The 22,885-nt window shown below is 64.3% G+C and carries 20 protein-coding genes; 7 read left to right on the top strand and 13 right to left on the bottom strand.

The window, feature by feature from the left end:
* Positions 1-32 precede the first annotated feature (32 nt).
* Together ELY13_RS04195 and ELY13_RS04190 are read right to left on the bottom strand one after the other, a co-directional pair.
* Positions 33-767, bottom strand: coding sequence for a polysaccharide biosynthesis/export family protein (locus tag ELY13_RS04195; protein ID WP_241233540.1), 735 nt, complete (start codon positions 765-767; stop codon positions 33-35).
* Positions 768-796: 29 nt separating this feature from the next.
* Positions 797-2,137, bottom strand: a complete 1,341-nt coding sequence (locus ELY13_RS04190) for an O-antigen ligase family protein (RefSeq protein ID WP_164549693.1) — start codon at positions 2,135-2,137, stop codon at positions 797-799.
* A gap of 360 nt (positions 2,138-2,497) precedes the next feature.
* Here ELY13_RS04190 and ELY13_RS04185 point away from each other — a divergent pair, with 360 nt between their 5' ends.
* Positions 2,498-4,252, top strand: coding sequence for a tail fiber domain-containing protein (locus ELY13_RS04185; protein WP_126172645.1), 1,755 nt, complete (start codon positions 2,498-2,500; stop codon positions 4,250-4,252).
* Positions 4,253-4,268: 16 nt separating this feature from the next.
* Here the strand turns inward: ELY13_RS04185 and ELY13_RS04180 are convergent, their stop codons facing one another.
* Together ELY13_RS04180 and ELY13_RS04175 are read right to left on the bottom strand one after the other, a co-directional pair.
* On the bottom strand, positions 4,269-5,486 hold the full coding sequence (locus ELY13_RS04180; RefSeq protein ID WP_126172644.1) for a glycosyltransferase family 4 protein: 1,218 nt from the start codon (positions 5,484-5,486) through the stop codon (positions 4,269-4,271).
* Entirely contained in the window at positions 5,483-6,364 is an 882-nt protein-coding gene (locus tag ELY13_RS04175) for an NAD-dependent epimerase/dehydratase family protein (protein WP_164549692.1), read from the bottom strand. Before ELY13_RS04175 ends, ELY13_RS04180 begins: the two co-directional genes overlap by 4 nt.
* A gap of 112 nt (positions 6,365-6,476) precedes the next feature.
* Between ELY13_RS04175 and ELY13_RS04170 the strand changes: the two genes are divergently transcribed.
* Positions 6,477-7,040, top strand: a complete 564-nt coding sequence (locus ELY13_RS04170) for a sugar transferase (RefSeq protein WP_206435978.1) — start codon at positions 6,477-6,479, stop codon at positions 7,038-7,040.
* Positions 7,041-7,083: 43 nt separating this feature from the next.
* The gene (locus tag ELY13_RS04165; RefSeq protein WP_126172642.1) at positions 7,084-9,042 is read left to right on the top strand and encodes a polysaccharide biosynthesis protein; all 1,959 of its coding nucleotides are present in this window, start codon (positions 7,084-7,086) and stop codon (positions 9,040-9,042) included.
* A gap of 119 nt (positions 9,043-9,161) precedes the next feature.
* Here the strand turns inward: ELY13_RS04165 and ELY13_RS04160 are convergent, their stop codons facing one another.
* From ELY13_RS04160 to ELY13_RS04150, 3 genes are all read right to left on the bottom strand, one after another.
* On the bottom strand, positions 9,162-10,058 hold the full coding sequence (locus tag ELY13_RS04160; RefSeq protein WP_126172641.1) for a metal-dependent hydrolase: 897 nt from the start codon (positions 10,056-10,058) through the stop codon (positions 9,162-9,164).
* Positions 10,059-10,124: 66 nt separating this feature from the next.
* Positions 10,125-11,171: a 2-oxoacid:ferredoxin oxidoreductase subunit beta gene (locus ELY13_RS04155; RefSeq protein ID WP_126172640.1), complete on the bottom strand. Its 1,047-nt coding sequence runs from the start codon at positions 11,169-11,171 to the stop codon at positions 10,125-10,127.
* Positions 11,168-13,177, bottom strand: a complete 2,010-nt coding sequence (locus tag ELY13_RS04150) for a 2-oxoacid:acceptor oxidoreductase subunit alpha (protein WP_126172639.1) — start codon at positions 13,175-13,177, stop codon at positions 11,168-11,170. The genes ELY13_RS04155 and ELY13_RS04150 overlap by 4 nt, the downstream gene beginning before the upstream one ends.
* 172 nt (positions 13,178-13,349) lie before the next feature.
* On the opposite strand from ELY13_RS04150, the gene ELY13_RS04145 reads away from it, so the two are divergent.
* Entirely contained in the window at positions 13,350-14,303 is a 954-nt protein-coding gene (locus tag ELY13_RS04145; protein WP_126172638.1) for an alpha/beta hydrolase, read from the top strand.
* Complete coding sequence (locus ELY13_RS04140; protein WP_126172637.1) at positions 14,300-14,782, top strand: RNA pyrophosphohydrolase; 483 nt, start codon at positions 14,300-14,302, stop codon at positions 14,780-14,782. Before ELY13_RS04145 ends, ELY13_RS04140 begins: the two co-directional genes overlap by 4 nt.
* 19 nt (positions 14,783-14,801) lie before the next feature.
* On the opposite strand, the gene ELY13_RS04135 is transcribed toward ELY13_RS04140, so the two are convergent.
* The 4 genes from ELY13_RS04135 to ELY13_RS04120 form a co-directional block, all read right to left on the bottom strand.
* Entirely contained in the window at positions 14,802-15,353 is a 552-nt protein-coding gene (locus tag ELY13_RS04135; RefSeq protein ID WP_241233539.1) for a tetratricopeptide repeat protein, read from the bottom strand.
* A gap of 16 nt (positions 15,354-15,369) precedes the next feature.
* A complete protein-coding gene (locus ELY13_RS04130; protein ID WP_126172635.1) occupies positions 15,370-16,548 on the bottom strand; it encodes an RsmB/NOP family class I SAM-dependent RNA methyltransferase in 1,179 nt (392 codons plus the stop codon).
* A 34-nt stretch (positions 16,549-16,582) separates the two neighbouring features.
* On the bottom strand, positions 16,583-18,040 hold the full coding sequence (gene guaB, locus ELY13_RS04125) for an IMP dehydrogenase (protein WP_126172634.1): 1,458 nt from the start codon (positions 18,038-18,040) through the stop codon (positions 16,583-16,585).
* Positions 18,041-18,165: 125 nt separating this feature from the next.
* Complete coding sequence (locus ELY13_RS04120) at positions 18,166-18,921, bottom strand: 3-hydroxybutyrate dehydrogenase (RefSeq protein WP_126172633.1); 756 nt, start codon at positions 18,919-18,921, stop codon at positions 18,166-18,168.
* Between the two features lie 96 nt (positions 18,922-19,017).
* Between ELY13_RS04120 and ypfJ the strand changes: the two genes are divergently transcribed.
* Positions 19,018-19,899 (top strand): KPN_02809 family neutral zinc metallopeptidase, encoded by an 882-nt coding sequence (ypfJ, locus tag ELY13_RS04115; RefSeq protein ID WP_126172632.1) that lies wholly within the window; start codon positions 19,018-19,020, stop codon positions 19,897-19,899.
* 76 nt (positions 19,900-19,975) lie between these two features.
* Complete coding sequence (locus ELY13_RS04110; protein ID WP_206435977.1) at positions 19,976-20,641, top strand: peptidylprolyl isomerase; 666 nt, start codon at positions 19,976-19,978, stop codon at positions 20,639-20,641.
* Here ELY13_RS04110 and sdhA read toward each other — a convergent pair.
* Together sdhA and sdhD are read right to left on the bottom strand one after the other, a co-directional pair.
* A complete protein-coding gene (gene sdhA, locus ELY13_RS04105) occupies positions 20,635-22,497 on the bottom strand; it encodes a succinate dehydrogenase flavoprotein subunit (protein WP_126172631.1) in 1,863 nt (620 codons plus the stop codon). The genes ELY13_RS04110 and sdhA overlap by 7 nt on opposite strands.
* Positions 22,494-22,883: a succinate dehydrogenase, hydrophobic membrane anchor protein gene (gene sdhD, locus ELY13_RS04100; protein WP_126172630.1), complete on the bottom strand. Its 390-nt coding sequence runs from the start codon at positions 22,881-22,883 to the stop codon at positions 22,494-22,496. Before sdhD ends, sdhA begins: the two co-directional genes overlap by 4 nt.
* Positions 22,884-22,885 lie beyond the last annotated feature (2 nt).

The following is a 22,885-nucleotide window of genomic DNA, read 5'->3' as shown; positions in this document are numbered from 1 at the left end:
TCGAACAGATGCCTAGATCTGCTGCCCAGGACCTATTGCAAGGCAATGATCAGGGGCGAAGTCAGCAGCGGCGCAGCCTGCAGAACATCGCGGAACAGGCGCCGGCCTCGCGACTCCTCAACCATCACGACGTCGCCCGCGAAGATTTCCGGGTCGGCGTATACACCCTCACGTATCGCGCCGAGATCATAGAGGCCGGCATAGGACTGGCCGGAGACCGTGCGAAGAATAACGACATCCTTCAGCTTCGAGAACTCGGTCGTGCCGCGAGCGGATGCGACCGCACTCATGAGAGTCGTGCGCCCCTTGATCGGATAAACCCCGGGCTCTCCGACCTCTCCCTGTACGGTGAAGACATTGCTGACCCCTTCCGTAAGATTAACCGTCACCCGCGGGTTGCGGACATGCGCCTGGCGCAGACCCGTCTCTATCTCCGCAGCAAGGTCGCCGGTGGTCTTGCCTGCAGCGTCTATCGTTCCCACAAGCGGGAAGGCGATCTGACCACCGCCGTCGACCTGCATCGTCAGGCCAGTCATCTGCTCGATGCCGAAGACATCGATCCGGATCTCGTCGAATGCACCAAGTGCATAGACGCGGGTGGACAAGGGCAAGTCGGCGCGGGTCGGATTGGGCATCACCTGCTGATCCAGGCGCGTGACGGCCGTCCCCGGCTCTGCCGAAGGCTTCGACGTGGCGCATCCTGCCAGCAACAGCGAGGGGAGAACCAGAACCGCAGCGAAATGACCAACGTTCATCTTGAGCTTCATACCTGTTGATAGAAATGCGCGCTTCGCCATCATGCTATGCCGCCGCTCGTCCTGGGCGTTTCGAGGCTTTTCGCGACCCACACGCACGCCAGCACAAACAAGGCTGAGATCAGCGGAGCGCGCAACGGATAATCGACGATGCTTCCCAGGGCCAGCAGCAGCACGATAACAAGTCCAGCCCCACCCATGGAGCGGGAGTACCCCCGGGGAAGACGCCCGACACGAGTCGCCGCTACCACAAAAGCGAACACAGCCACAACCATTAGGCCTGCGCCAACGGCACCGAAGGTGAGCAAGCTCTCAAGCCAGTCATTGTGAGCGTGATTCCAGTAATTTGCACTGAGCAGGCTGTCCGGCTCCAGAACCTGGAAAATCCGCTCGAACGTTCCGGCACCACTGCCCAGCGGCATGTAATAAGGCACAGCCGCAAGCGTCAGCTGCCAGACATCGTAGCGCGCTTCGGTTTCCATGCTGCTGTCAAATGTACGACTGATCGATGCAGCGTTACCAGTAAGGGCTGCCCACAGGACGATAGCGACCCCGAGGAGGAGCACGATCGCGACGCCGATCCACTGCGCCCGTGAGATCGCGCGCCAGCCGCCTCGACCATGTCCGACGAACGCGATCAGGACAAACGTCGCCAACCCGACAATCCCGGCGCCAAGTCCGGCGCGCGAGCCGGCCACCACGAGAAATGCAACAACTGTAAGCGCACCGGCGAGCGCCAGATACCGCTGACCGCGTGCGACGCGCGCATCGACATCCCGCCACGCGATGACCACTCCCAGCAGCGGAAGCAGCGCTGCCAGGTACAAGGTTGCGTGGTTGCGGTTCGCGAAGATGCCGGCAGGAAGGCCGAAATTGCTGATGCGGTAAAAATAAAGCGAACGCGCACCACCGCTGATCTGCGCGACGCCCGCTACAATCGTGAGCACCCCGCCCGCGATAAGCGTCAGCATGATCCACCGCTGGTCCCGCTTGTCCAGCCGAACGGCATTGACCAGGATCGCCAGCGGCACCGCAAGCGCATAGAAGGCGTTCCAGGTAAATTGCGGCGCCAGGCTGATCGGACGCCAGACGCCGGACAGCCCCACAGCATCATCGATCGCCTCGATGATACCCCTGCCCGGCAACGCCTGCCAGATAAACGGCGGCAGAGGCACGAGCTGAATGGCAACCGCCCCGGTGACGAGCACTGCCATCGACAGCAGGAAGCGATAGCGAGCAACATCCGCCCGCGTCAGGGCCCACAGCCCATAACACAAGGAAAGGACGGCAATCGGCCGCAACAGGACCAGCGACCAGACATCCATCCGTGAACTGCCGCCGGTGAAGAACAGAAGTATCAGAAGGCCGACGACGTTGATCATGGCCGGCGACCACGCCGAGCTCGCCCTTTTTCGCGGCGCCTGACGCCCCTGCGAGCGCACCGAACCTGGCGCGCGCCGAGCCACGCCGGCCCCGACCTCTGCTCTATCGAGTTGCATTCGACCTCTTCGCTGCGCTTGGAACCCAGTGTGCCAGCTGGCGTTGCCGTCACGGAACCGGAAGACGGGCCTATATCAAACACCCCGGCGGGATGCGAGATAAACTATGCGCTTCCGCCTCACCTCATCGAACCTGCCGGCTGGTGAGCCGTCGACAAGCTCTCGCTGGCCTTGTACCCCTGCCGACACGCCCCTCCCGAGCTTGAAGACAGTACCCGGAGTGGTCGTCTAGGAGACGAAGCTTTGCCAAGATTCACCCGTCGTGCGCTGGCCGGTCTGGCTGCAACCGGGGCTACTGTCCCCCTTGCAAGGCTGAGCGCTTCGGACCCGGTCGAGAATGACCTCTATCGCCTGCAAAGACCCTGGGCGGTTCCGCGTCCTTTAGAGCAGCGCCTGTCGGAAGTGGTCTACATCACCGACTTCGGGGCGGTCGAGGGCAACAGCATCGCGCCGGCGGTGCACCTTGCCTTGACGTCACTGGGTATGGATAACCCCGCTTCCCTGGTGTTCCCCAAGGGGAACTGGTCTCTGGCCACCGACGCGGACTGGTCTGCCTATCGCAACGTCACCTTGCGCTTTGAGCCGGGTGCGCTGGTGAGTCACGGGGGCCATGCCGTCATTCTGCCGGAGCGCGTGGAAATCGGGCTTGGCGCAGGTTTCGCCGGGACGGGCGCGGTCACTCAGAAAAACGTCGACGAGACTCCGCTGGCGGAGCCGCCGGGGGGTTACATCCGGGTCGGGAACGAAGCCCGCGGCCTGCGAGCGCTGCATTCCAATGTCGGAGGCCATAACAACTTCGCGTGGGGCGTCGATGCCCTCGCATCCGCCGAGCATGTTCGCAGCTCTGTTGCCATCGGAAACCGAGCCCTTTCCAGCGTGGTAGGTGACGCTACGGGTGCGCGGGGCCAGGAAGCCCCCGGATACCCCGGCAGCTACTTTGCCCTTGGTGATGCGAACCTCGCCATCGGTGACTTCGCGCTCCAGGAAAACACGACCGGCTTCGAGAACATAGCGCTTGGGGCCTACTCTTTGCGCGACAACACGACTGGCCAGTGGAATGCGGCCATCGGTCCCCAAAGCCAGATCACCGGAACGAACGGCAGCTGCAATGTCTCCCTTGGTGCCTATGCCCTGGTTGTGAACGAGGGGAACAACAACCTTGCCATAGGGTGGGCTGCGCTTGAGGGGCAAACGACCGGCAGCAACATTGCCATAGGCCACGTCGCGATGAACGCGAACGTCAGCGGGAATCTCAACACCGCAATCGGCTCAGAAGCGCTGATGCGGTCGAAGACAGGCAACTACAACGTGTGCGTCGGCATCGGAACGCTGACCAACCTCGTCTCAGGCAACAGCAATACGGGCATCGGCAGCTATGCGCTGAGTTCCGCACAGGGAAATGCGACCGACAACACCGCAGTCGGACGTGACGCCTTGCTCCTGCTCATGACCGGAAACGGCAACACGGCGGTGGGATCGCGCGCACTCGGGACCCTGAAGGGGTGGGACAACTGCACCGGCCTTGGCACAGGCGCCGCGGTCACGGGCAGCAATCAGGTGCAGCTCGGCAATTCACACGCGGTGCCCCATGCCTTTGCCCCGCTGCAACTGCGATCGGATGAGCGTGACAAGGCCGACATCCGGGACACCCGGTTGGGCCTTTCCTTCATCAGGGCCCTGCGACCGGTCGACTTCCGCTGGAACCTGCGCGACGATTACAACTCAGCCGAAGCTGTGGCGGCAGGCACACAGAGCCAGAAGCGCCAGAGATATCATCATGGTCTCGTGGCCCAGGAAGTTCGCGACGTCATCAATCGTACGGGAACCGATTTCGGCGGCTTCCAGGATCACGCGCGCGGTGGCGGGGAAGATGTCCTGTCGCTGGGCTACGCGGAACTGATCGCCCCACTCATCAAGGCCGTGCAGGAGCTCGCTAGCGAGGTCGAAACTCTGAAGGGCGAAGTGGCCGAGTTGCGCAACGGGAAACGTAGCGCCTGAAAACTTTGCCGCTGCGCTACTTGCGCGCGGAAAGCACCTCGGCGAACTGCTCGATCACCACAGGCGCGGTGTAATGCTGCAGCATGGCTTCCCGACCGGCCGCGCCGCGCCGGCGCGCCTCGGCCTGCCCTGCTTCGCTGTCGATGTGTTCAAGCAATGCACACAGCCCGTCGACGTCTCCGGTACGCAATGTCCAGCCGCACCCCTCTTCGCGCACGACTTGCGCGAGTTCCGAGCGTTCGTCGGCCAGCGCCACGATCGGCGCGGCCGCCGCCATCACGTTGTACATGCGGCTGGGCACGGAGACGCCGAGCATGTTGTCGGTGAAGGCAATCAGCGTCGCGTCCGAACAGGACAGCATCGGGCCCAGCATCTCGCGCGGCTGCCTTGGGGCGAAGAGAACGTTGGGAAGACTTTCGGCGGTCTTCTCGATCCGGCCCGTTTTCCCGCCCGATCCCACGAACAGGAATCGCAGCCGATCCCGCTGCTGCAGGCGGCGGGCTGCTTCCAGCACGGTCTCCACATCATGCGTCCGACCCAGGTTCCCCGAGAACTGGACCACCGTCTTGTCGACCAGGCCATGCTGCTGCGCAAACGGGTTCGCCGAACGGACTAGCGGCTGCACCTCTGCCGGGTCCCCCCAGTTCGGAATGATCGTGATTGGCCAGCCCGCACCTATCTTGCGCCGGATCAGTTCCGCCATGTCGCGGCCCAGCACCACGACCTCGTCGTAGGATCGAAACACCCACCGCATCATACGGCTGACCACCCGGCTCCCGGCCCCCTCCGGCCGGAGATGTCCGGTCGCATGGAGCACTTCAGGATAGACATCGTGCACGAGCAAGACGCCTCTCAACCCGCGCACCCGCAAGATGACTCCGATCAACAACGTGACAAGCGGCGGGTTCGTCACGACAAGGACGTGGTCATGCTTGCCGAAGCGGAACAGCGCAGTCAGCGCTGCGGCCGCGCTGAACGTCACCATGTTCAAAATACGCCCCGGCAAGAAGTCCTTTGAGAAACTCGTCGAGCGCACCCGGCGAATGTGGACGCCCTCGTGCACTTCTTGCTGTGGGACTGCTTGCCCACGTTCGCTGTACGTGGGCCGGCTGCATAGCGCGCGCACGTCGAAACGATCGGTCAGCCCTTCCGCGATGCCGGTAAGGAAGTAGCCGGTGGACGTAGTCTCGGGATAGAACAATTCCGATACGACCCAGAGAACGGGTTTGGTCACAAGGCGGATTTCCTCTTGGCAGAAGCGACGAGCTCGGGCCGGAGCGAACTTTCGAGGCGCTGCGTGGACATGAAGTTGTCGTCGGGACGGAGCATGCTGTCCGCCATCAGGGAGCGATGAAGCCCTGGCGCCGATGCGGCAAACAGCGCTTCCACGGCGCCTGGAACACGGGCCAGCCCCACACGGGCGCCAAGATCCTCCCGCATCCACTGCGCCGCGCTGCGATAGGTAAACGGCACAGGGTCGGCGGCCAGCACTCTCCCGGTCCGATCGCTGCTGCCTGCTGCGACCAGCACGCGTGCAGCGGCCTTTGCACCGATCATCGACCGCTGGACGTCGCCCGCAGGCATCGGCCAAACGCGTGTACGGCGCCAGATGTGCAGCATGCGCTCCACTTTACCGGGCCGGCTCGTGCCAATGATGGCGGGAAACGCAACGCTGAGGACGCCAAATCCCTCCCCCTGCGCCGCCGCGAGGCGCCGCTCCCCTTCAAGCTTGGAGCGGCCGTAGGCATCGATCGGATCAGGCTGAAGCCCGGCGGTGATCTGTTCGCGAGCCCCGAAGATGGAGAACGAGCCAATTGCCACGTACCGGGCCACGCCTGCCGCCCTCGCCTTCTCAGCAAGTTCCTGCTGCAGGTCGCAGTTGACTCGTCGCAGCTCATCCTCTCCGCCCTGGACCAGCCCAGCGCAGTTTATCACCGTGTGCACCCCTGCAAATGCATCGGGAGCAAGGTCGAAATAGCTGCCTACCGCGCTCACATGCCCGCCGCCGCCGTCCCGGGCGATGGCGCGAGCATCGGGTAGGAGTTCGAGAATATGGCGCCCGATCGCGCTGTTGCCGCCGATTACAAGCAAGGGGAGGCGCGTGCCGTACATGCCGGCTCTATGGCAAATTCTTCCGAGAAAGGAAGGCGGCACCGACATGTTGCGTAGTTCCATTCGGCGTCACACACCGCTAAGGGGATCGCGAACATCATCTGGAATTGTCATGGTTAAGCGTCTGTTCGATATCGCTGTCGTGGTCGCCTCACTGCCGCTTGTCGCTCCGCTGGCTGCCGGTGTTGCGCTGGCGATCTGGATGTCCGACGGGCGTCCGGTCCTGTATTGGTCCGAGCGGGTCGGACGTGGAAACCGACTGTTCCGGATGCCAAAGTTCCGCACCATGCGCCGCGACACACCGCCCGTTGCAACGCACCTGCTGCGTGATCCTGATGCCGTACTGATTCCCATCGGAAGATTGCTCCGCACCACGAGCCTCGACGAGATTCCGCAGCTGTGGAGCGTGCTTCGCGGTGATATGTCGCTGGTCGGGCCGCGCCCCGCCTTGTTCAACCAGGGCGATCTGATCGCGCTGCGGACGCAGCACGGAATAGATCGACTGGTGCCGGGGGTTACCGGCTGGGCGCAGGTCAACGGACGCGACGAATTGTCGATACCCCGAAAGGTGGATCTCGAACGCGAATACATGGAACGCAAGACTTTCGCGTTCGACGTGCGGATCATCTTCCTCACTTTGGCGAGCGTAGTCGGGAAAAAGGGTGTTCATCATTAATCTTGCCCTTCCGCCTATACACCTCATGCGAAGAGACATATAAATGCCTGATTTCCGGCAGTTTTCTGCGCACCTGATTGGCCTCCCGCGCAACGGAAAGCGTGCAATCGCGCTCGTCTTCGACGGCTTTCTGCTTGTGACTGCGACATGGCTGGCGTTCTACCTGCGTATCGGCAAGATTCCGGACGGCTATGATCTGCTCACGCCGATCGGAGCCGCGCTGATCCTCGCTCTCCCGATATTCGTGCGATTCGGCCTCTACCGCGCGATTTTCCGGTATTCCGGCTGGTCTGCCGCGTTGATGATCACGAAAGCCGTCGCGGCTTACGGTGCCGTCTACTTTCTCATTTTCACGATCTACGGCGTTCCCCGTGTGCCGCGGACAATCGGCCTTCTGCAGCCCATCGTGGTGCTGCTGCTGGTGGCCGCATCACGAATCCTCGTTCAGCGCTGGCTGAGCGAAGCACCACCCGGGTTCGAGGGCCGCAATCGCGAACCCGGCGTGCTGATCTACGGTGCGGGATCCGCCGGCCGCCAGCTTGCCTCGGCCATCACGGACAGCAGGGCCATGCGCCTGATCGGCTACCTTGACGACGACCCGCAGCTCATCGGAGGAACGGTCAACGGATTGCCCGTCTTTGCCGGAACCGATGTCGGGCGCCTCGTCGAACGTTTCGAAGTGGCGGACGTGCTGCTGGCCATGCCATCCTGCAGCCGGGCGCGGCGCGCGGCGATCGTGGAGATGCTGAAGAACCACGACTTGCGCGTGAAAACACTTCCCGCAGTGCTCGACATCGCGCGCGGCAAGGTTTCGATCGGCGAATTGCACGAAGTCGACGTGGACGACCTGCTCGGCCGGCTTCCCATCACGCCTGACGAAGCGCTGATGCGCCGGAACATCGAAGGCAAAGTCGTGCTCGTCACCGGGGCGGGCGGATCGATCGGGCAGGAAATCTGCCGTCAGATCACACGCTACGATCCCGCGGTGCTGCTGCTGATCGATTCGAGCGAGTACGCCCTCTACGCCATCGAGCTCGACCTGCAGAAGCGCATCGCCTCGAGCGGCATTCAGCTTGTACCGCTGCTGGCATCGGTACGAGACCGGGACCTGATCGAAAGCATCATGGCCGAATGGCGGCCGTCCACGATCTTCCACGCCGCGGCATACAAGCACGTGCCGCTGGTCGAGGCGAATATCGCTGAAGGCATTGCGAACAACACTTTTGGCACGCGGACGGTCGCGGAACTCGCCGTGGCCTACGAGGTGGAAAATTTCGTCCTCATCAGCACCGACAAGGCGGTCCGCCCAACCAACGTAATGGGAGCCAGCAAACGAGCGGCCGAAAACGTGCTGCAGGCGATGGCCGCGTTACATCCCGTAACCTGCTTTTCGATGGTTCGCTTTGGAAACGTCCTTGGCTCCAGCGGGTCGGTTGTCCCCCTGTTCCGATCACAGATTCTCGACGGTGGGCCAATCACGCTCACCCATCTCGAGATGACCCGTTACTTCATGACTATCCCCGAAGCCGCGCAACTGGTCATTCAGGCCGGTGCAATGGCCACGGGCGGCGACGTCTTCGTTCTGGACATGGGCGAACCTGTGCGAATTTTGGATCTGGCGCGGAACATGGTCGCGCTGTCGGGCCTTACCCTGCGCGACGAAGACAATCCCGACGGCGACATCGAAATCCGGGTCACCGGTTTGCGGCCGGGCGAGAAGCTCTACGAAGAGCTGCTGATCGGCAACAACCCGATACCCTCGTCGCACCCCCGGATCCTGCGCGCTCGGGAAGGGTTTATTCCTCAGTCGGAGCTGGACCGTCTGCTGGCGGAATTGCAGGACCAACTCGCGCATCGGGAACTGCGCGAGGCACGCGCGACGCTGAAACGCATCGTGCCCGAGTTTACGCCGGAGCGAGGCCGCACCAAGCCGGAAGTTTTGCCCCCAAGCCCCTCGCCTGAACCCGCTCCGCCGTCTCCCGCAAGAGTCGGGCTACCATAAGCGGCAGACCGCCGGCCGCGCGTCCCTGCTCGCACGCTCCGCAAGCGTCTCAGACCAGGACTCAGGAGACCCCAAGGGGTCGGAGCGGGCACGCCGCTGTGCGGCCTAGGCGTCTCGCGTCAGCAAGTACCCGGTGGTAGCGGGACGCTGAAACGGTCGCTGGCCATCGATCCGGCGAACCGCGCATCGCGCAAGCTCCAGCCTTCTCCCGCACGTTCGACAAACGGCGCTCGTGACCAGAACAGGAAAGCGGCGGCTTCGGGATCAACTCTGGCTACAGCGGCAAGATCGCAGCTCGCGAGTCGAACTTCCCCGTATCGGGCGCCATCCACCAGCCACCGCCCCGTTCCGTCGCCTAGAATCGTTTGCCGGTTCCAGAACTGGACTGGAACCGGGCTGGCAATTACCACCCGCGCAAAGGCATGGTTTTGATGGGTCGATCGGGCATCCACCCGGCTGATCACCAGATTGCCCCCGATATAGGCCAGCGCCAGCATCAAGCCGATGCGCGCGGGCATTGGCCAGTTCCCGCCGCGCTTTTCCCGCCGCCGGGAAATCCACGCGGCCAGCCCGAGGATGACCCACAGCCACACATCGATGATGAACAGCACATCGCCATAGAACCAGCGGTGGCTAAACGGCTCCAGGAAGCGGATGCCGTAGCTGTTCAGCCAGTCGAGGGCAGGATGCGTGAGGCAGGCGAGGAAGGCCAAGGCAAACAGCCAACTGAAGCGAACCGGCAGCCGTTCTTCAGGCCGCGTTCCCTGTTGGGTTTGCCAGCGATCGTAGGCGTAGAGGATTAGAGCCAGCGCCAGCGGCAGGATCACCCAGGCAATCGGACCGTGGGTGAGTCCGCGCCGGAGCGCGAGGCTTCGGGTGCCGAGCAAGGCACAGGTCGCGTCGATATCCGGCAGATTCGCGCCGATGATCAGCGCGGGCATCGCCAGCCCGGTTCGGCGTTTGAGCCCCGCTTGCCCGATCAGCGCGCCGGCAAGGCTGTGGGTGAGGTTGTCCATTGTTCCTCAACCTACCTTGCCGGTGCTGTCAGCCGAAGCGGTTTCGCCCTCTCCGGCCGAGAGGGATCAGTTCGGGTCTTGCGCGGTGCCGTCGACGGTCCAGGTCTGCCCCTTGGCAAGCAGCTTCGCCAGGCTCGCTTCCTTGCCCGCACTGGCAGCAATGTTTTGTTCGATCACCGCGCTTTCGAATGTCGGGGCCGGATCGTCGTAGATCACGCCGAGCGCCATCGGGAACGGCCCGAAAGGCATTTCGATAAGCAAGTGCGCGATCGTGCGGTTCTTCGCGTTGTGGACCAGCACGCCGGCATCCTGCCAGTTGCCGTCCGCAACGTCGACCACCTTCAGTTCCAGCCGGTCAAGATCGAGCGCAATGCCCTTGATCCCGCCGGACTTTTCGGAGCCGAACAGCATCGGTTCCCCGTCGGTCAGCCAAAGCTGGTTCTGCGGCGCGTTCTTCTTATCGGTGAAGCCTTCGAACACGTCCTTGTTGTAGACGATGCAGTTCTGGAAGATCTCCACAAACGCCGCGCCTTGATGGGCATGCGCAGCCTTCAGCGCATCGGGAAGTTCCTTCGAAATGTCATAGGCCCGCGCCACGAAGCGCGCTCCCGCGCCCAGTGCGAACGCGCACGGGTTCGCGGGCCGGTCGATGGAGCCAAGCGGAGTAGACGGCGAAGTGGTGCCGATTCGGCTGGTGGGCGAGAACTGGCCCTTGGTGAGGCCGTAGATCTCGTTGTTGAACAGCATGATCTGCATGTTCACGTTCCGCCGCAACACATGCATCAGGTGGTTGCCGCCGATCGAAAGGCCATCGCCGTCGCCGGTTACCAGCCAGACGTCCAGGTCCGGATTGGCGAGCTTGATCCCGGTCGCGAACGCAGGCGCGCGGCCGTGGATCGTATGGAAGCCATAGCTTTCGACGTAATACGGAAACCGGCTGGAGCAGCCGATGCCGGACACGAACACGGTCTTCGCCGGATCGGCGCCAAGCTGCGGCAGGGTGCGCTGCACCGCCTTGAGGATCGCGTAGTCGCCGCAGCCGGGGCACCAGCGAACTTCCTGGTCGGTCTCCCAGTCCTTCAGCGTGGTGGTGATGGGGGTCATGTCGTTCATTGGTTAACCGCCTTGGTGTCGGAGCCGGTATTCGGCTCCGCCGCGCCAGCATCGCGCGGGGGATAGGTACCATCGTCGTAGCCGGAGAGCGGCTCCGGCAACTGGCCGGGATCGAACGGCGCCGTACCGCCTTCGTTGCCCAGAATTCCGTCGAAGTACTTCGCGATAGCTTCTTCGATCTCGGCAATCGAGAACGGCTGGCCGCTTGTCTTCGTCAGGCTTTCCGCTTGGACGAGGAACTGGTCGCGCAGCACCGTCTTGAACTGGCCTGTGTTCATTTCCGGCATCAGCACGCGGTCGAAACCGGCCAGCAGCTCGCCCAAGTTCTTCGGGAGCGGCCAGATATGGCGCACGTGGATGTGGCTGACATCCAGCCCTGCCTTGCGCGCGCGGCGCACCGCCTGATGGATCGGTCCGAAAGTGGAGCCCCAGCCGACCACCGCAAGGGCGCCCCGCTGATTGCCAAGCACGACGTCCTGGTCAGGGACGGCAATGCCTTCGATCTTGTTCTTCCGAAGATCCGTCATCGCCTGGTGGTTCGCGGGCGAATAATCGATGTTGCCGGTTTCGACGTGTTTCTCGATCCCGCCGATCCGATGCATCAGGCCGGGAGTGCCGGCCTTGATCCAGGGACGCGCGCCCTTCTCGTCACGCTTGTAGGGCAGCAGGTCGTCCCCTGCGTTCTTCTCTTCCAGGAAGGTCACCGGGAACGGTTCATAGCTGGCGGGATCAGGCACCTTCCAGGGTTCGGCGGCGTTGGCGATGTAGCCATCGGTCAGCAGCATCACGGGCGTCATGTACTGCGTGGCGAGGCGGCAAGCCTCGATCGCGCATTCGAACGCATCGGCCGGGCTGCGGGCCGCGACCACAGGCATCGGCGCGTCGCCGTTGCGGCCGTAAACCGCCTGGTAAAGATCGCTCTGCTCGGTCTTGGTCGGCAGGCCCGTGGACGGTCCGCCGCGCTGCGAGTTGACGATCACCAGCGGCAGCTCGGTCATGATCGCGAGTCCCATGGCTTCCGTCTTGAGCGCGATGCCGGGGCCGGACGAGCTGGTCACGCCCAGTTGCCCCGCGTAGGACGCGCCGATCGCTGCGCAGACCGCCGCGATCTCGTCTTCCGCCTGGAAAGTGGTGACGCCGAATTCCTTCAGCCGCGCCAGGTGATGCAGGATCGCGGACGCCGGAGTGATCGGGTAACCGCCGAAGAACAGCGGCAGCTCGGCTAGCTGCGCGCCCGCCACGAGGCCAAGCGAGACCGATTCCGCTCCGGTGATCGTGCGGTAGAGCCCGGGCTCGGCTTCCACGGCCGGCAAGTGGAGCTTCTTCAGCGGACCCGAGATCTCAGCGGTCTCGCCATAGGCGTGGCCGGCGTTGAGCGCGGCGATATTCGCCTCAGCCAGTTCGGGCGCCTTGCGGAACTTGCCGCGCAGCCATTCGATGATCGGCTCCCGATCGCGATCGAACATCCACAGCGCCAGGCCGAGCGTCCACATATTCTTGCAGCGCAGGGCTTCCTTGTTGCCGAGGCCGAACGGCTTGACCGCTTCCAGCGTCAGCGCGGAAATGTCGAACGCCAGCAGGTCCCACTTCACAAGGCTGCCGTCTTCCAGCGGATTACGGTCGTACTTCGCCTTGTCGAGGTTCCGCTGGCCGAATTCACCGCTGTCCGCGATGATCAGACCGCCGGGCTTCAGCGCGGCAAGGTTCACCTTCAGCGCCGCGGGGTTCATCGCCACCAGCACGTCGGGCGCGTCGCCCGCGGTTTCGATCTGGGTCGAACCGAAGTTGATCTGGAAGGCGGACACACCGAACAGCGTCCCTTGGGGTGCGCGGATTTCCGCCGGGAAATCCGGGAAGGTCGCCAGGTCGTTGCCGGCAAGCGCCGTCGACAGGGTGAATTGTCCCCCGGTCAGCTGCATGCCATCGCCGCTGTCGCCCGCAAAACGAACCACTACCGCTTCGGGAGCCTGGGTGTCGGCCGGCCGTTCGGCCGCTTTGGTCGCCATGATCTGTTCCTGTTCGCGCGCCAGATGCACGCCGATTGCTTGTATTGGACCAGCGAAGTAGGTTCGCAGTTCCGCTGCCGCAATGAAGTTTTTCTGTGGCGCAAGCAATCGCATGGGGGGAGCTTGCAACCGGCACTCCCGGGTTTCCGGACGCAGATGGGGGAAGAGACGAATGACAGACACCGAACCCTACGTGCGTGACGATGTACGCGCCCTTCTCGACCTCCTCGGCTCACTTCAGCGGCCGGAACTGGACGAGGTTCCGATCGAGCAGGTGCGGCAGTCGATGAGCGCGATGCAGACGATGGTTGAGCGACCCGCCCGTGACCTGCCGGTGATCCGGGACTTGTCCTGCCCCGGGCCTGCCGGAGACATTCCGCTGCGGCTGTACGACGCACAGGCGGAGCGTCGGGAGGCCGGGCCGCTGCTGCTGTTCCTCCACGGAGGCGGTTTCGTGGCGGGCGATCTGGAGAGTCACCACGCCTTGTGCACCGAATTGGCGGCCGAACTGGACCTGCCGCTACTGGCGGTCGATTACCGGCTGGCGCCGGAGCACCCCTTCCCCGCTGCACCCGAAGATGCCGAGGCCGCCGCGCGCTGGGCAGCAAAAAGTCCGCACGAGCTCAGCCTGAAGGTCAGCGGCCTGATCCCGATCGGCGACAGCGCGGGCGGCAATCTTGCGATCGTGACCACGCAGGCACTGGTCCGAGACCCGGCGATGGCGCCGGTGGTGCTGCAGGTGCCGATCTATCCGCTGACCGACGACATCACCCGGCACCCGTCGTACCGCGACTTTGCGGAAGGTTTCCTGCTGTCGAGCCGAGCCATGGCGTTCTTTACCGCGAGCTACGCACCCGTTCCGCAAGACCCGCGCAACCACCCGATCCTTGCCCGGCACGAGGGCACGCCGCCGACTGTCGTTGCGACAGCCTCCCTCGATCCGCTGCGCGATTCCGGACGAGCCTATGCCGCCCGCCTGGTGGAAGCCGGGGTGGACGTGATCTATCTGGAGATGCGGGGATCGATCCACGGCTTCGCCAATTTGCGTAAGGCGATCCCGAGCGCGCAGAAAGACCTGCACGCGATCATCTCAGCCACCAAACTTTTGCTGGAGCGTCATTTGTGAACGAGAAGAACCCCGCCCGTTACCGCCCCTGCGTCGGGGTGATGCTGGTCAACGCCGACGGGAAAGTCTTCGTTGGCAAGCGGATCGACAACCAGCTGGCCGATTATTGGCAAATGCCCCAGGGCGGCGTCGATGATGGAGAGGATCTTGAGCAGGCCGCCTTCCGCGAACTGGCGGAAGAAACCGGCGTTCGGCCCGGGCAGGTCCAGTTGATCGATCGGCTGGGGGATGAGCTTTACTACGACCTGCCGCCCGAACTCGACGGGAAACTGTGGGGCGGGCGGTACAAGGGCCAGCGGCAAGTCTGGTTCCTGGCGCGCTTTACCGGACAGGACGCGGACATCGATCTGGAGGCCCACGATCCACCGGAATTCTGCGAGTGGCGATGGGCCGATCCGGCGCAGCTGCCTGACCTGATCGTCCCGTTCAAGCGCGAAGTCTATGCCGCGATTCTGGACGCGTTTCGCGACAGGATCTGACGCTTCGCGGAACCCGGCCTCAGTTCTGCACGACGCCTTCGTCCGGAGTCGAAGCTTCGGCGGTCAGCACCGTCCGCTGCGGGCCTCGTGCGATGACGGAGGCAAGCTCCTTCGTCTCCATGCAGTTCGTGCCGCAAAGCGACTGGAGCTGGGCCAGGTTCTGCCGGGCCCGCGTCACGGCGCCCTTCTCCACCAGCGCCATGCCCTCCCCGGTGATTGCCGCAAGGTTTCCAGGGTCTTTGTCCAATGCCACGCGGTAGTAGTGGATCGCCTTGCCATCCAGGCCCTGCTGGCGTGCGGCGTCTCCCAGATCGAGGTAAAGGCGTGCGTGGCTTGGATCGATCGCCAGCGCCGCTTCAAAATCGTCGACCGCGGCCTGGACTTCACCCGCGGCGAGCAGCGCCCTTCCCTGCTCCTCCAGCGCCAGCGCGCGCGGATCGATCTCCCGGTCGGCACCGTGGGATACGCTGGCTGTAAGCGCAATCGCCAGGGACAAGGCAAAGGCGGCAGGGCTGTAACGCATCACGAACTCCTTGAGCGCGGGCAGCGAGGACGGATCGGATACTGCCATCACAACGTCAGGAATATCATGGCTTTTCTGCACCCGCGATGAAAAACCCGTCGGTCTCATCGCTAAACGGAGTCAGGCGAACTCCGGTTCCACGCCCGGCGCCGCGGGGCAGATCGAGCTGTGAGGCTTGCCAGCCGGGATGCTTGGACAGGAAAGCGGCGATCCTGTCCGGCCCTTCTTCGTCCAGCAGCGAGCATGTGACATAGACCAGCCGCCCGCCCGGCCGCAGCAAATCGGCCGCGATGTCCAGCAGGTGTTCCTGTGTCCGCGTGAGCCGCGCCAGCTGCGCTTCCGTCAGGCGCCAGCGCGCTTCGGGATTGCGTCGCCAGGTTCCCGTGCCAGAGCAGGGCGCGTCGATCAGCACCGCGTCCGCCTTGCCCTGCCACTGTGCCAGAGCTTGCAATTCCCGCCCCGGGTTCAGCAGCACCGTTTCCGCTATTCTTGCCCCGGCGCGTTCAGCCCGCGGCCCCAGGCGCGACAAACGCGACCGGTCCGTGTCGGCGGCGATCAGCGCGCCTTCGTTCTGCATCATCGCCGCCAGCGCCAGCGTCTTGCCGCCAGCTCCGGCGCACAAGTCGATCACGGTCTCTCCCGGTCCCGCTCGAACAGCTTCGCAGGCAATCTGGCTTCCCCCATCCTGCACCTCGATCAGCCCGTCCTGATACGCGGACCACTGGTCCACCGGAGTACCGGAAGGGAAGCGCAAGCCTTGTGCCGGAGCCAGCGGCTCGCCGGGCTCGGGCAAGTCGATGGTGTCGCGATCCGCCCTCAGGGCATTGACCCGGACGTCGAGCGGCGCGCGGCCCAACAGCGCCTGGGCCTGCTGCCTCGCGATGCCGGAGCGTTCAAGCCGTTCCACCAGCCAAGCCGGAGCAACCCCGCCTTCCGCCACGGGTTCTCCGCTCATAACCGGCGCAGGGCCATAGGGCGATCCGTCGAACAAAGGGGCTAGATCCGAGTCGTCGGCCGCCAGCCGCAGCATCGCGGCGCGCCCGCTCTGCGGCACGGGGCCGCATGCCCGGATCGCGGCATAGACCAGATCCCGGATCGCGCGCCGGTCCTTCGATCCGGCGAACCGGTGGCCACGGAACCACTCGGCAAGAATGCGGTCCGCGGGCGGGCCTTGTTCCCGCGCCGCCCCGACGATCAGGTCGAGCATTTCTATCGCAGCCTGAACGCGCGCAGCCGGGGTCATGCGGCAAACCGATCAGGCAAGGGAGGAGCCACGCTCATCGCGTAGGGTAGTTCGGTGCCTCTCGCGTGATCGCCACGTCGTGGACGTGGCTTTCGGCAAGGCCGGAATTGGTGATGCGGATGAACTTTGCCCGTTGCTGCAGGTCCTCGATCGAGGCGGAGCCGGTGTAGCCCATCGCCGCCTTGATCCCGCCAACCAGCTGGTGGACCACGTCGCGCGCCGGCCCCTTGTAGGGGACTTGCCCTTCGATCCCTTCGGGCACCAGCTTCATCGAATCGCTGACGTCCTGCTGGAAGTAACGGTCCGCGCTGCCGCGCGCCATCGCGCCGACCGATCCCATGCCGCGATAGGCCTTGTAGGCGCGCCCCTGATAGAGGAACGTCTCGCCCGGCGCTTCCTCGGTCCCCGCGAGCAGGGATCCGATCATCACGCTGGAAGCGCCTGCCGCCAGCGCCTTGGCAGCGTCGCCGCTGGTCCTGAGGCCGCCGTCGGCAATCACCGGAACTCCGCTTTTGGCGGCTTCGGCCGCGCTTTCCATCACAGCAGTGAGCTGCGGCACGCCGACGCCGGCGACGATCCGGGTCGTGCAGATGGAGCCCGGACCGATCCCGACCTTCACCGCATCGGCCCCCGCGTCGATCAGCGCGCGGGTCGCCTCGGCGGTGGCGACGTTCCCGGCGATCACCTGGACGGAGTTCGACAGCTTCTTCACTTGCTCCACGGCGCGGGCGACGTTGCGGTTATGCCCGTGCGCCGTGTCGATGACGATCACGTCGCATTCCGCATCGACCAGCGCCTGCGTCCGCTCGAATCCCTTGTCCCCCACCGTGGTCGCCCCCGCCACGCGCAGGCGGCCGGTGGAATCCTTGGTCGCATCGGGGTTGAGCACGGCCTTTTCGATGTCCTTGACGGTGATCAGGCCAATGCACTTGTAGGCGCTGTCCACCACCAGCAGCTTTTCGATCCGGCGCTGGTGCAGCAGGCGGCGGGCTTCCTCCTGGCTGACGCCTTCGCTCACCGTAGCGAGGTTTTCGTGCGTCATCAGCTCCTTTACCGGCTGACCCGGATTGTCTGCGAAGCGCACGTCGCGGTTGGTCAGGATGCCGTGCAGCTTGCCCGATGCATCGACCACGGGGATGCCGCTGATCCGGTTCCGGGTCATCAGGGCCTGCGCCTCACCCAGGGTCGCGTCCGGGCTGATCGTGATCGGGTTGACCACCATTCCGCTTTCGAACCGCTTCACACGGCGCACGGCGTCGCACTGTTCCTCGATCGAGAGGTTGCGGTGGAGCACGCCGATCCCGCCAAGCTGCGCCATGACGATCGCCATCTCGGCCTCTGTCACGGTGTCCATTGCCGAGGAAAGAACGGGGATGTTCAGGCCGATATCCCGCGTCAGCCGTGTCTTGGTGCTCGCCTGAGAAGGGAGAATGTCGCTTTCCGCCGGCCTGAGAAGGACGTCGTCAAAAGTCAGGCCGGTTTCGATGTTCATAGTGCCACCATTAGAATAGCTCAGGCAGAATCGCGCGGGAAGAATCGTGGCGGCCCATGTAACCGCGCTGGGTGAAGCGTGCTAGAGGCTGGTGCGAAAAGGGCATAATGCCTTTGCCTGCTGCCTCATTCGGCGGTCCACCCGCCGTCGATCGAATAGTTCGCTCCGTTGATGTTCTGCGCCTCGTCCCGGCAGAGGAACACCGCTAGCGCGGCCACTTCTTCCGGCTGGACGAACTTCTTGGTGGGCTGCTTGGCCAGAAGGACGTCGTTCATCACCTGCTCCCGCGTGAGGTCGCGGCTCTTCATCGTGTCGGGAATCTGGTTTTCGACCAAGGGGGTCCAGACGTAGCCCGGGCTGATGCAGTTGGCGGTGATCCCGGACGTCGCCAGTTCCAGCGCCAGAACCTTCGTCAACCCGGCGATCCCGTGCTTGGCCGCGACGTATGCGCTCTTGAAGGGCGAGGCCGTCAGCGAGTGGGCGCTGGCCGTGGCGATGATCCGCCCCCAGCCCTGCGTTTTCATGTGCGGCACCGCCAAACGGCTGGTGTGGAAGGCGGAGGACAAGTTCAGCGCGATGATCGCGTCCCACTTTTCCGGCGGGAAATCCTCCACCGGGGAGACGTGCTGCATTCCGGCGTTGTTGACCAGGATATCGATGGGCCCCGCCTGTCCCATCAGATCCTCTACGCCCTTCGTGGCGGTCAGGTCGGCGTTGATGTGGGTCGCCTTCAACTCATCACGGAGTACCGCGATCTCACCCGCCTCGCCGAAGCCGTTCAGCACCACATCGGCACCTTCGGCGGCCATCGCCCGGGCAATGGCGAGGCCAATCCCCGAGGTGGAGCCGGTGACGAGCGCGCGCTTGCCGTCAAGGAACATATCTAACTCCACAGCGATTGACCTGTTCGTCATGTGCGGGAGGGTGGCCGGTCCGGTCCAGCCTTTTTTCGCGGAAATGCGGAGCAAGAATTCACGATGCGGCTGAACCGGTTCAACCCCGCCAACATCATGGTATCAAACCGCGGAGGCGGCGGCGGTTTTCCCGGTGGCGGAGGCGGACGGTTCGGCTGCGGAACATTGGTCCTCGCGCTGATCGGCGCTGTGTTCTTCGGCATAGATCCCGCCCAGATGCTGGGCGGCGGGGGCACCGTGCAGCAGGCCCCCGTCGGGCCGCGACCGGGGTTCCAGGGGCCGGCACAGGGACAAAGCGCGACGGAGGTGTGCGAAACCAACCAGTATGCGCTGGAATCCTGCAACGCCCTCAGCTCCCTCAACGAGACATGGCAGCCGCGCTTCCAGCAGGCCGGAATTCCGTTCCAGCAGCCGGTGCTCAACTTCTACCAGGGCGGAACCCGTTCCGGCTGCGGCGCCGCTTCGTCGGCGATGGGCCCGTTCTATTGTCCGGCGGACCAGGGCATCTATCTCGACACGACCTTTTTCGACCAGATGCAGCAGCAGCTTGGCGCCCGGGGAGACTTTGCCCGGTACTACGTCATGGCGCACGAGTATGGCCATCACATCCAGCACCTTGTCGGAACTGCGCGGCAGGTGCGCCAGTTGCAGCAGGCGAATCCTCAAGCCGCCAACGAGCTTTCCGTCCGCCTGGAACTTCAGGCCGATTGCTACGCCGGGGTGTGGGCCGGCCGGAACCGCGAACGGATCGAGCCGGGTGACTTCGAGGAAGGGATGACCGCCGCAAGCGCGATCGGGGATGACACGCTCCAGCGTCAGGCCGGACAAGCGGTCAGCCCGGAAAGCTTCACCCACGGCAGCAGCGAGCAACGAACGCGGTGGCTGCAAGTGGGTCTGCAGACCGGCGACGAGGATCAGTGCGATACCTTCGCGGACTTGCAATAAGTCAGACCCCTGGCACTTCCATGGATCGCCGCCGGGATAAGTGGCGGTCGGGCGGGACCGGTGCCATCATTCCCGCATGTTCAAGCGATTCGCCCTTTCTGCCGCCCTGCTTCTTTCCACACCCGCATTCGCGCAGGGAACGCCTTCCGTCCCCGCTCCCGAAACGCAGGAAGTCCTGATCGACACCGAGCTGGGTCCGATCACCCTTGCGATCGAGACGGAGCGCGCTCCCGTCACCAGCGCCAATTTCCTGCGTTATGTCGACGCGCATCGATTTGACGGCACCGCGTTCTATCGCGCGATGCGGCTTGACTGGGGAGACCAGCCCAACGGACTGGTGCAAGGAGGGACGCAGAACGATCCCGACCGAGTGCTGGAGCCGATCGCGCACGAGCCAACCAGCCAGACCGGAATCCTGCACAAGGCAGGAACCCTGTCGATGGCCCGCTACGCTCCCGGAACGGCGACCGGCGACTTTTCGATCATGCTGTCGGATCAACCCGGCCTTGATGCCGATCCGGACGCGGCGGACGAGGATGCACGGGCGGGTTACGCCGCTTTCGGCCACGTGGTGAGCGGGATGGAGATCATCCGCCAGATCTTTGACGCGCCGATCGATCCGCAGAAAGGCGAAGGCTGGATGAAAGGCCAGCTGCTGGCCGAGCCGGTCAGGATCGAAACTGTCCGGCGGGTGGACCGGGGCGACACGAGCAACGCGTCACCCCGGCCGGATGCTCAGTAAACCCGCTTCTTCGGCTTGATGTACTCGACATCGCCGGTCAGCGTATGGGTGTGGACCGGGCGGTAGTCGATCCGGACCTGGCCGCCTTTGCCGCCCCAGCCATCGAACCACGCGACCGTGTGCTTCATCCAGTTCGCGTCGTCACGATCCGGGTGGTCTTCCCGCGCGTGGGCTCCGCGACTTTCCTTGCGGTTTTCGGCCGAAGCGATCGTCACGCTGGCTTGAGAGATCAGGTTGTCGAGCTCTAGCGTTTCCACAAGATCGGAGTTCCAGATCATCGACCGGTCGGCAACCGCGATGTCCTCCATCCGCTTGTAGGTCACGGCCAGCCGGTCCTTGCCTTCCTGCAGCAGTTCCTGGTCCCGGAACACCGCGCAATGCGCCTGCATCGTGCGCTGCATGTCGGTGCGGATTTCGGCGGTACGCGATCCGCCCTTGGCGTGGCGGAAGTGATCGAGGCGGCTGAGCGCAAGATCCGCGCTGTCTTTCGGCAGTTCCTCGAACGCTTCGCCCGGCTTGATCGTGTCCCGGAGCCGGTGCCCGGTGGCGCGGCCGAACACGACAAGGTCGATCAGCGAGTTGGAGCCCAGGCGGTTGGCGCCGTGGACCGAGACGCAAGCCGCCTCGCCCACCGCGAACAAGCCGGGGACGACCGTTTCCGGATCGCCGTCCGCGCCAATGGTCAGCACTTCGCCGTGGTAGTTGGTCGGGATGCCGCCCATGTTGTAGTGCACCGTTGGCGTGACCGGCAGCGGCTGGCGGCGCAAGTCGACCCCGGCGAAGATCTTCCCGCTTTCGGTGATGCCGGGCAGCCGTTCGGCCAGCACCTTGGGATCGATGTGATCGAGGTGCAGGTAGATGTAATCCCCATGTGGGCCGACGCCGCGGCCTTCGCGCATTTCGATCGCCATCGAACGGCTGACAACGTCGCGGCTGGCAAGGTCCTTTGCGGACGGGGCATAGCGTTCCATGAATCGCTCCCCTTCCGAATTGGTCAGGTACCCGCCCTCGCCCCGCGCGCCTTCGGTGATCAGCACGCCCGCGCCGTAGATGCCGGTGGGGTGGAACTGCACGAATTCCGGGTCCTGCAGCGGCAGACCGGCGCGAAGCACCATTCCGTTGCCGTCTCCGGTGGAGGTGTGGGCGCTGGTCGCAGTGTAGTAGGCGCGGCCGTATCCGCCCGTCGCCAGAACCACGGACTTGGCGCGGAAGCGATGGATCGTCCCATCGTCGAGGCACCAGGCGATCACGCCCTTGCAGCGCCCGCCGTCCATGATGAGGTCCAGCGCAAAGTATTCGATGAAGAAGTCCGCGTCGTACTTCAGGCTCTGCTGGTACAGCGTGTGCAGCATCGCGTGGCCGGTGCGGTCGGCCGCGGCGCAAGTCCGCTGGACCGGCGGACCTTCGCCCATGTTCTGCATGTGGCCGCCGAACGGCCGCTGGTAGATTGTCCCGTCCGCGTTGCGGCTGAACGGCATGCCGGCGTGTTCCAGTTCGTACACGGCCTGCGGAGCTTCGCGGACCATGTATTCGATCGCGTCCTGATCGCCCAGCCAGTCCGATCCCTTGACGGTGTCGTACATGTGCCATTGCCAGTGATCGGGCGAGTTGTTGCCCAGGCTGGCCGCGATGCCGCCTTGCGCGGCAACCGTGTGGCTGCGCGTCGGGAACACTTTGGTGATGCAGGCTGTCTTCAGGCCGGCTTCGGCCGATCCCATTGTAGCGCGAAGGCCCGATCCGCCGGCACCCACCACCACCACGTCATAGGTGTGGTCGATGATCCGATAGGACGGCTGGGTTCCGCCCGCGCCGATCGGCGTGGTGGACGGGGTCGTTGGAGAAGGATTGGTGGTCATGCAGGAAGAGCCCCGAAGGCGACGCGCCCGATGGAAACAAGGCCGAAGGCCGCACCGCCCACGGTCAGGAGATTAACCGCCATAATCGCGGCGAACTTGTTGCCGCCATCGTGGACGTAGTCCCCGATCAATTCGACTACGCCGAGGCGGGAGTGCCAGAAGACTGCGATCACCAGCAGTGCCAGCGCGGTCGCCACCAGCGGCTGCGCCATCCAGACCCGGACGGACAAGTACGACAAGTCCGGCAGCAGGAGGAAGGAGAACAGCAGAAAGCCGACCAGCACCAGGCTGGCAGCGGAGGTATAGCGCATCAGCCGCCAGTCGTGCGCGCCGTGGTGCGCCGAACCGAGGCCGCGAACCCGGCCGAGTTCCGTTCCGTTACCCATCG

Source organism: Altericroceibacterium xinjiangense (assembly GCF_003958635.1).
GTDB lineage: Bacteria > Pseudomonadota > Alphaproteobacteria > Sphingomonadales > Sphingomonadaceae > Altericroceibacterium_A > Altericroceibacterium_A xinjiangense.
This window is presented reverse-complemented; position numbering and strand designations above follow the sequence as displayed.

Excerpts from the sequence above, each read along its gene's own strand:
- ELY13_RS04195 (WP_241233540.1), bottom strand. The coding sequence starts at position 767 with ATGAAGCTCAAGATGAACGTTGGTCATTTCGCTGCGGTTCTGGTTCTC.
- ELY13_RS04190 (WP_164549693.1), bottom strand. The coding sequence starts at position 2,137 with ATGATCAACGTCGTCGGCCTTCTGATACTTCTGTTCTTCACCGGCGGC.
- ELY13_RS04175 (WP_164549692.1), bottom strand. The coding sequence starts at position 6,364 with ATGTACGGCACGCGCCTCCCCTTGCTTGTAATCGGCGGCAACAGCGCG.
- ELY13_RS04170 (WP_206435978.1), top strand. The coding sequence starts at position 6,477 with ATGGTTAAGCGTCTGTTCGATATCGCTGTCGTGGTCGCCTCACTGCCG.
- ELY13_RS04165 (WP_126172642.1), top strand. The coding sequence starts at position 7,084 with ATGCCTGATTTCCGGCAGTTTTCTGCGCACCTGATTGGCCTCCCGCGC.
- ELY13_RS04160 (WP_126172641.1), bottom strand. The coding sequence starts at position 10,058 with ATGGACAACCTCACCCACAGCCTTGCCGGCGCGCTGATCGGGCAAGCG.
- ELY13_RS04155 (WP_126172640.1), bottom strand. The coding sequence starts at position 11,171 with ATGAACGACATGACCCCCATCACCACCACGCTGAAGGACTGGGAGACC.
- ELY13_RS04150 (WP_126172639.1), bottom strand. The coding sequence starts at position 13,177 with ATGGCGACCAAAGCGGCCGAACGGCCGGCCGACACCCAGGCTCCCGAA.
- ELY13_RS04145 (WP_126172638.1), top strand. The coding sequence starts at position 13,350 with ATGACAGACACCGAACCCTACGTGCGTGACGATGTACGCGCCCTTCTC.
- ELY13_RS04135 (WP_241233539.1), bottom strand. The coding sequence starts at position 15,353 with ATGGCAGTATCCGATCCGTCCTCGCTGCCCGCGCTCAAGGAGTTCGTG.
- ELY13_RS04130 (WP_126172635.1), bottom strand. The coding sequence starts at position 16,548 with ATGACCCCGGCTGCGCGCGTTCAGGCTGCGATAGAAATGCTCGACCTG.
- guaB (WP_126172634.1), bottom strand. The coding sequence starts at position 18,040 with ATGAACATCGAAACCGGCCTGACTTTTGACGACGTCCTTCTCAGGCCG.
- ELY13_RS04120 (WP_126172633.1), bottom strand. The coding sequence starts at position 18,921 with ATGTTCCTTGACGGCAAGCGCGCGCTCGTCACCGGCTCCACCTCGGGG.
- ypfJ (WP_126172632.1), top strand. The coding sequence starts at position 19,018 with ATGCGGCTGAACCGGTTCAACCCCGCCAACATCATGGTATCAAACCGC.
- ELY13_RS04110 (WP_206435977.1), top strand. The coding sequence starts at position 19,976 with ATGTTCAAGCGATTCGCCCTTTCTGCCGCCCTGCTTCTTTCCACACCC.
- sdhA (WP_126172631.1), bottom strand. The coding sequence starts at position 22,497 with ATGACCACCAATCCTTCTCCAACGACCCCGTCCACCACGCCGATCGGC.
- sdhD (WP_126172630.1), bottom strand. The coding sequence starts at position 22,883 with ATGGGTAACGGAACGGAACTCGGCCGGGTTCGCGGCCTCGGTTCGGCG.